A 7,556-nucleotide genomic window follows, 5' to 3' on the forward strand; every position below is an offset into this window, starting at 1 on the left:
AGTAGGTTTTTATGATTCCATTACAGCCCAAGCACATCGCCTTAGCACCAGTCTATTTATACCAAGGCCTAAAGCTCAAACGTACTGCTTTACGCTTGCCAGAGGCGCAAGGTGAGCGTCATGGCCGCTTGCTACTGTCTGATGCCCATCTGAATGATGCCAATACCCTAAGCTTAATGCTGCTTGGCGACTCTTCGGCGGCAGGAGTTGGGGTTGAGTCACAGCAAGAAGCGCTGGCCGGTCATCTGCTAGGTCACTTACAGCAGACCCCTGAGATTACTGCTCAATTTAATCAAATCGACTGGGCACTGCACGCCACCTCGGGCCACACCAGCTTTGATGCGCTGCGTAGACTTTACGTATTGCCCACCCCGCAGCGGCCAGTGGATGTAATGGTGGTTCTGATTGGCGTTAATGACACCACCAGCAATGTGTCTGTGAGCCAATGGCAAGCACAGCTCCATCAAATTATTGAGCTGGGCAAACGTAAATTTGGGGCGAAATATATCTTATTTGCTTGCTTACCACCGATGCAAAACATGCCCGCTATTCCAAGCCCCTTAAATAAGCTATTAGGCAGCAAGAGTCAGCTGATGAATGATAAGCTTATCGAGGTGTGTGAGTCGTATCAGCAGGTGTATGCACTGCCTATTGAGTTTGCCAATACCGGCTTAAGTGATGCTGATTTATTTGCTGAAGATGGCTTTCACCCCAATTCTCAAGCTTATTCATTCTTGGCGCTTAAAATTGCCAAGAACATTACTAAGCTTATGGTTTCAAGCGGTATAGACACGCCCAAGTAATTGTTCTATCAAGAGCTAAATCAGTGCATCAGACGCTACTAGCAGAGGCTGTGCTGCTCGGGCTTTACAGGAGGCCCTTGCGGCGCATCTGCTTATATACTACGATGACCACCACCACGTTGAGCAGCAACACCCCAAGCTTGATCCAGTCAAAGGGGCGCACAATCAGATAATACACCTCAACAGGGATAAATATCCCATAGCCGAGTACGCTATACCAATACGCCCATGTCTTGTCTTTCCATAAACCATACGCCTCAATAAAGCGTAAGCTGGCATACCCTAGGATAATCAAGGTAAAAATATGCCAGTTTTGGGAGGCCTGATGTGCCGCTTGAGTCAGTGCAGCCACCTGTACACTAAACAAGGTACCAAAGCGCTCAACCCAAGCCGTGTTAGCCAAGCTAATAAAGTCTGTCACATCACTGTGCCACGCCCATAAAGCAAGGGCAGCCAATACTGCCCCGACACCTTTGACCACCTCATATAAGGTAACGGCTTTAATAGAGCCACTTACCTGTGGCGACTCAGTCAAAATAAGTCTCCACTACTTTGCCTTGCAGTGTTTGATTTAAAAACGGCGTATTCTTGCCTTTTGACAACATCGTTTCGGCGGTCAATTGCCACTGCAAGTTCGGGTCAACCAAAACCGCACCGCCCACGTTATTGTACACCGCTTCAATACCAGCAATACGTGCCGGCGCTAGGCAAATCTTGTCAACCAACTGCTCAGGAGTTAACACCCCCTCTCTAACCAGTTTGCAGCCTAGAGCCATAAAGGTATCGAAGGTTGAAATCCCTGGGGTAGATTCTGCAAAAGGTGCCTTTTTAGCCGAGTCATTTAACGGCTCGTGATGACTACAGATGGCATCAATGGTGCCATCTTGTAAGCCTTTACGCAGCGCTTTTTGATCGGTATTACTACGCAGCGGTGGCAAGACAAAGGCTTGAGCATTAAAGCCCTCGATGTTATCATCGGTTAAATGCAGCTGATGCATCGCCACATCGCAAGTGACTGGCAGGCCTTTGCCTTTGGCCCAGCGCATAAGCTCCACAGACGACTTACAGGTCAGCTGGCTAAAGTGAGCGGCTATACCCGTCTCCTCCACCATAAGCAGCTGAGTGGATAATGCTACCGTTTCTGCCAACCAAGGAATGCCTTGTAGGCCATGAAATGAAGCAATATAACCTTCATGAGCCACACCACCGGCTGAGAGACTGGGCTCATTGGGATAAAAGAATACCTTTAAGCCAAAAGTGGCGGCGTACTCTAAGGTTCTTAGCATCACCAAGTCATTTTCAAAGGCACGCCCTGCATTGGTGACCGCAATACAGCCCCCTTTTTTTAGACCCGCCACATTGGCAGGGCGCTCACCTTTTAGGCCTGCCGTTAGCGCCCCTAAGATGTGCAGATGAATACCGCCATCTTGCTTAGCACGCTCACGTAAGCCTTTTAGTAAAGAGCCATTTTCTAAAATAGGATTGGTATCTGGCGGAGTAACGACGTGCAAAAAGCCCGTGCTACGAGCAGCATAGCCTTCAGATTCTAACGTACCGTGCTGCTGTAGACCTGGCTCACGTAAGCGTGCACACAAATCTACTAAAGGTGGCAGTAACCAGTGGTCTTTTTTTGTTTCGATGTTGGGCTGAGTAAAAGTATTAGGCAATAGGTTTAGCATGACACATCCCGTTTATTTTTGATAAGAAGAATAAAATTGCTTATAAAATGGCTCAAAGCTTGATCATTTTGGGCTAAGTTAACAGGCCAAAAATAGGCAGCTGACTTAAGTACGCTGCGCTAGGTGCTTGAGCGTAGGGCTTGATATTCACGCTGACCTTGCATTGCCATCGACAACACTGCCATACGAACCGCAATACCATTATTTACTTGCTTTAAAATCACCGACTGTGGACCGTCTGCCACGCTAGAGGCAATCTCAACCCCACGGTTCATAGGGCCTGGGTGCATGACCAAGGCATCGGGTTTGGCTTTGGCCACACGCTCTGGGGTAATGCCATATTTTTTAAAATACTCATTTGAAGCGGCCATAAGCGGCGAACCAATACGCTCATTTTGAATGCGCAGACCCATCAGCACATCACAGTCCACCACCCCCTCATCGATGTTTTCAAATACTTTTACCCCATAACGCTCAATACCTTTAGGCAGTAAGGTACGAGGGGCGATGACTCGAATCTCTTTGACACCTAGTATTTTTAGAGCGGCAATATCAGAGCGTGCCACACGAGAGTGCTTAATATCGCCGATAATGGCCACCGTCAACTCTTCAAAAGGACGTGGTGCTTCACGGTGAATGGTTAGCATATCTAGCATGGCTTGCGTGGGATGGGCATGCCACCCATCGCCGCCATTGATAATGGCAATATCGGGGGTTACCTCTGTCGCCATAAAATGTGCTGCACCTGAAGCTGAATGGCGTACCACGAAGATATCAGCGGTCATTGCTTGCAAGTTCCATAACGTATCGCGCAGACTCTCTCCCTTTTGGGTGCTTGAACGGGCAATATCTATGTTCAATACATTCGCGCCCAAACGCTTTTCGGCCACCTCAAAGGTGGTGCGAGTGCGGGTTGATGGCTCAAAAAACAAGTTCATCACCGTACAGCCTTCAAGCTCTGGGCTGTTAATCAGCTGTCCCTTGTCATCAAAGAAACTCTCGGCCTTATGAATAATCGCCAGCAACTGTGCGCGGCTTAGGCCTTCAATGCCCAAAAAATGACGCAAGTGACCATCAGCATTAAGCTGCGGCTTACTCAACGAGGCATTTAAACGCGCTGTAGTTGAGTCAAATTCAGCAGCCATATCAGAGCTTGCGGTATTAGTGCTTGTCTTGGAGGTAGAATCAGTCATGGCAGTTTTAGGCATCCTTTATGAGCAGTGAATATAAACTGGGGAATCTGTAATCGGGTGAAGTATCAAGCCAAATCCATAATAAATCAAACCCAAATTTTATTTCTCTTAAATCCGACCTTAGTTTAAGGGACTTGGCTGCTGATATCGTCATTTTGTCCGCTATTATAATGAAGTAGCACAAGAAATATTGGTTGGTTTTTGCTACACTTTGTGCACTTTAATTAAGAATTTTAATACTCGAGTGTTTGGACCACGTTAAGCCACTTTTTGGCGGCTATCTGCCGCTATAGTTTAGCGGATTTAAGCGGGCTCAAAAAGCTAACTTTTTACGTCGCTTGGTCAATTATCGCCCTATTCGCCGACTTAATCGTGTTTGATGGTCGTATGTCATGCACATTCACTTTATGGTTAACTGTCGGGCGCATAGCGGTATTGAAATTATAACCTTGGCCAGACGCTTAAACTTTGATCTGGCCTTATATTTTGTGCCAAGCTCTATGCTGCATCTACGGTATCTATTCAACTTGAGGTACTCAACATTAGGTATTCAATGCGGCCTATGTATAGATGAGCTTGTATAAATTACCTATCGCCTTTTATATTAGCCGATTCTTCCCTTGATATTGTCCCATTTTTAGGAGTTTTTATGACCAGCCTTACTCAGTACTTTGAGCAACACCCTAAGCTTCCGCAAACCCAAGCGGTGATAGATGTTATCACCACCATCACCAATGTCGGCAAACAAATCACGGACCTGCTACGTCAAGGTGCTCTAGCAGACATCCATGGTGAAGCGGGTGCTGAGAACGTCCAAGGCGAGCAACAAAAGAAGCTAGACGTTATTGCCAATGACTTATTGCTAGAGGCGCTGACAGCAAATAAACACTGCGCCGGCGTGGCCAGTGAAGAGCTAGATGATGCCACTCCTGCCAATGAGTCAGGCGAGCTGTTAGTATTATTCGACCCACTGGATGGCTCATCAAATATTGATATTAACATGCCTACCGGTACTATTTTCTCTATCTTACCGCACAATAACAAAGGCCAAGCAGCACAAAACGCTGACTTCTTACAAAAAGGTACTGAGCAATTGGCGGCAGGTTATCTGCTGTACGGCTCATCAGCGATGCTTGCCTTTACTTTATCTGAGTCACTAGACGCCAATAATGAGGGTGTGGTTATGTTTAGCTTAAACCCAAGCACAGGGGAGTTTGAGCTGGTTAAAAACAACATCACTATCGATGCAGACACCAAAGAATACGCCATTAATGCCTCAAATGCTCGTCACTGGCTACCACCCATGCAGCAGTATATTAATGAGCTATTGGCAGGCAGCACCGGACCACGCGGTAAGAACTTCAATACCCGCTGGGTTGCGGCCATGGTAGGCGATGTACACCGCATCTTATGCCGCGGCGGTATCTTCATTTACCCCAAAGACACCAAAGACCCCAATAAAGCGGGCAAACTACGCTTAATGTATGAAGCCAATCCCATGAGCCTGCTGATTGAACGTGCAGGTGGTGCTTCAACCGATGCCCTAAATCGTATTATGGATTGTGAGCCTACCGATATCCACCAACGTGTGGCGGTGGTGCTGGGCGCAAAAAACGAAGTTGAGTATGTCCAAAAGCTACATCAGCAGGCCTAATAAACTGAGCACTATTTGCTATAAGCGCCCTATGAAAAGACCAAACTCAGGCAGTTTGGTCTTTTTATTTTCGTGTGAATAACTAAATATCGAGCAAGGTGTGTTACCCTACTGGCCTATATCTCTGTTTTAAACACACTGCCCTTAACCTCAGAGATATACTTTAATATTTAAACCAAACGAGCAAATAATGACCGACATTATCACCAATAAGTTTTCTAACTATCCTGTTATTACCTCAGACAAAAACCCAACAGCCAAGCTGGCTAAAGCCCTATTAAATCAATCCAGACAACGTAAAAAGTCAGGTCAAACTGTATTAGAGGGGGTTCATCTTATCGAAGCTGCCCTACAGGCTGACTTCCTGCCAGAACAAATTATCATCTCTTATAGCGGTCTATCACATCCAGAAGTACAAACACTATTAAGCTCATTGAGTGATTATAACCTCGATAACAAGGTAACTGTGGTTAGCGATAGTGTCTATCAAGGTATAACCACCTTAGGCAGTGGTGTTGAGATTATGGCCATTGTGACAGTACCACAACATGATCTACAAGCTCTAAAATCTCCGATTACGACAGATTGCTTGATATTAAATGACGTACAAGACAATGGCAATGTGGGCACCTTACTGCGGACTGCAGCAGCCGTCGGTATCAACACCATAATCTGTACTAAAGGTAGCGCCCAAGCTTGGTCACCAAAGACGATGCGTGCCGGTATGGGCGCGCAGTTTGGCCTGACCATTTACGAAGGTATTGAGGCGGATGAAGTATTGGCTTATTTGCGCCTTCCCGTATTTGCCACCAGCTCACATACTGATAACATCATTTATAAGCAGAATCTAAATCGTCCTGTAGCTTGGGTGATGGGTCATGAAGGACAAGGTGTCTGTGACGATATCATGAAGCTTGCCACACCAGTAGCGCTGCCTCAACCAAATGGTCAAGAAAGCTTAAATGTGGCCATTGCAGGTGCTCTATGTATGTATGAGACCTTGCGCCAAAGACACTATGTCGACTAGATTTTCATGTCTTTGTCAGGTCATGCTAAGTAGATCTAAAAAATGGCGCCGTTTGGCGCCATTTTTTATATCTATGCACTCATCAAATGTAGGGTTTTTCGCGCAACCATTTTGTGGCAAGATACTTAACGCCCTCGGTGACAGGCATACCAGCATGTAATGTCAATGGCTCAATCTCCCCTTTTAAATTAGTATTGGCAAAATATAAGGCTGAGCCCTTGTTAGGTCGGATCTCAAAGTTTAAGTTTGGAAAGCGGGTGGAACCGCCAGAGTCTACTTCAGATAAATACATCAAGAATGTGCCAACGCGCTGTCCACCTTGCTTAGTGACCAAGCGACTGCTTTTCTTCGCAGGGTCAAAAAAGTCAAAGTGAGGACGATATTCTCCGCCATCTTCATATCGAAGTACTTGTAGCCCTTCGCCATGATCGACAGGCCAATTTATTAAATCAGCAATACGCGCTTCTATGGTTTTTATTATGTCTATCTCGCCTCTATGATAGCCTGTACTAGTACTTGTGCGGGCACTGTGCTCGACAAAGCTTCCATCCTCAGGGTCAACCACTCTAGAGGCTTTTAACTTCTGATCTGCATCGCTAATTAAGGCATCACACTCTTCTGGACTAAGAAAGTCATTAATAACCGTTACAAATGGCTTATAACACACAAAGGAGAGGGAGACTCTTTTGTCAGACAACTCAACATAATTATTGGTAATATTTATATGAGGGATTTTTTGATTACTGCTTTTACTAATCAACTCATAAGCTGCATCTACCCATCCTCTTTCGAATAAAGAAGCAGCTAAGTTATTGGCAGGCACCCCTCGAGCAAGATTAATTTTCAACCATTCCTGCCACTCTTTTTCTAAACTTTTTAATGCGCTCATCTACCACTCCATAGTTTTGTTGAGCCTTGTACGCTATTAGATACTTATGACATCTACTGTGATTCATTGAAGATATTAAATTCATAAGCTTTAGTCCTTTAATATCTTAGCTGATATTAACCATATTTCCAACGCCACAATACAGATACGCTTAAAAGCAAATGAACACCTATCCAAAAATTGCCCATAAAAAAACCGCCTCAATGAGGCGGTTTTTTTGCTTGATAGCGTTATTAACACTTAAAGAGATTAGTCTTTAACGTTAGCAACAACACCAGCACCTACAGTACGGCCACCTTCGCGGATTGCGA

7 protein-coding genes are annotated in these 7,556 nt (G+C 45.5%); 3 read left to right on the forward strand and 4 right to left on the reverse strand.

Annotated elements, in window-relative coordinates:
- Nucleotides 1–11: 11 nt before the first annotated feature.
- Nucleotides 12–803, forward strand: coding sequence for an SGNH/GDSL hydrolase family protein (locus JMX92_RS10050; RefSeq protein ID WP_201545451.1), 792 nt, complete (start codon nucleotides 12–14; stop codon nucleotides 801–803).
- Between the two features lie 64 nt (nucleotides 804–867).
- Here JMX92_RS10050 and JMX92_RS10055 read toward each other — a convergent pair whose 3' ends face one another.
- From JMX92_RS10055 to JMX92_RS10065, 3 genes are all read right to left on the reverse strand, one after another.
- Nucleotides 868–1,338, reverse strand: coding sequence for a DUF2127 domain-containing protein (locus JMX92_RS10055; protein ID WP_011961071.1), 471 nt, complete (start codon nucleotides 1,336–1,338; stop codon nucleotides 868–870).
- On the reverse strand, nucleotides 1,331–2,482 hold the full coding sequence (locus tag JMX92_RS10060) for a dihydroorotase (RefSeq protein ID WP_201545453.1): 1,152 nt from the start codon (nucleotides 2,480–2,482) through the stop codon (nucleotides 1,331–1,333). The genes JMX92_RS10055 and JMX92_RS10060 overlap by 8 nt, the downstream gene beginning before the upstream one ends.
- Before the next feature lie 119 nt (nucleotides 2,483–2,601).
- Nucleotides 2,602–3,675 (reverse strand): aspartate carbamoyltransferase catalytic subunit, encoded by a 1,074-nt coding sequence (locus JMX92_RS10065; RefSeq protein ID WP_041773349.1) that lies wholly within the window; start codon nucleotides 3,673–3,675, stop codon nucleotides 2,602–2,604.
- Between the two features lie 649 nt (nucleotides 3,676–4,324).
- Here JMX92_RS10065 and JMX92_RS10070 point away from each other — a divergent pair.
- Both JMX92_RS10070 and JMX92_RS10075 read left to right on the forward strand, forming a co-directional pair.
- Nucleotides 4,325–5,329 (forward strand): class 1 fructose-bisphosphatase, encoded by a 1,005-nt coding sequence (locus JMX92_RS10070; protein ID WP_155587657.1) that lies wholly within the window; start codon nucleotides 4,325–4,327, stop codon nucleotides 5,327–5,329.
- A 190-nt stretch (nucleotides 5,330–5,519) separates the two neighbouring features.
- On the forward strand, nucleotides 5,520–6,356 hold the full coding sequence (locus JMX92_RS10075; RefSeq protein WP_201545455.1) for a TrmH family RNA methyltransferase: 837 nt from the start codon (nucleotides 5,520–5,522) through the stop codon (nucleotides 6,354–6,356).
- 82 nt (nucleotides 6,357–6,438) lie between these two features.
- On the opposite strand, the gene JMX92_RS10080 is transcribed toward JMX92_RS10075, so the two are convergent.
- A complete protein-coding gene (locus tag JMX92_RS10080; protein ID WP_201545457.1) occupies nucleotides 6,439–7,245 on the reverse strand; it encodes a 2OG-Fe(II) oxygenase in 807 nt (268 codons plus the stop codon).
- Nucleotides 7,246–7,556: the final 311 nt, after the last annotated feature.

The sequence above is a fragment of the Psychrobacter sp. H7-1 genome (genome assembly GCF_904846585.1).
Taxonomy (GTDB): domain Bacteria; phylum Pseudomonadota; class Gammaproteobacteria; order Pseudomonadales; family Moraxellaceae; genus Psychrobacter; species Psychrobacter raelei.

Bases quoted from the DNA above. Each gene is read 5' to 3' on its own strand.
- JMX92_RS10050 (WP_201545451.1), top strand. From the start codon at position 12: ATGATTCCATTACAGCCCAAGCACATCGCCTTAGCACCAGTCTATTTA.
- JMX92_RS10060 (WP_201545453.1), bottom strand. From the start codon at position 2,482: ATGCTAAACCTATTGCCTAATACTTTTACTCAGCCCAACATCGAAACA.
- JMX92_RS10065 (WP_041773349.1), bottom strand. From the start codon at position 3,675: ATGACTGATTCTACCTCCAAGACAAGCACTAATACCGCAAGCTCTGAT.
- JMX92_RS10070 (WP_155587657.1), top strand. From the start codon at position 4,325: ATGACCAGCCTTACTCAGTACTTTGAGCAACACCCTAAGCTTCCGCAA.
- JMX92_RS10075 (WP_201545455.1), top strand. From the start codon at position 5,520: ATGACCGACATTATCACCAATAAGTTTTCTAACTATCCTGTTATTACC.
- JMX92_RS10080 (WP_201545457.1), bottom strand. From the start codon at position 7,245: ATGAGCGCATTAAAAAGTTTAGAAAAAGAGTGGCAGGAATGGTTGAAA.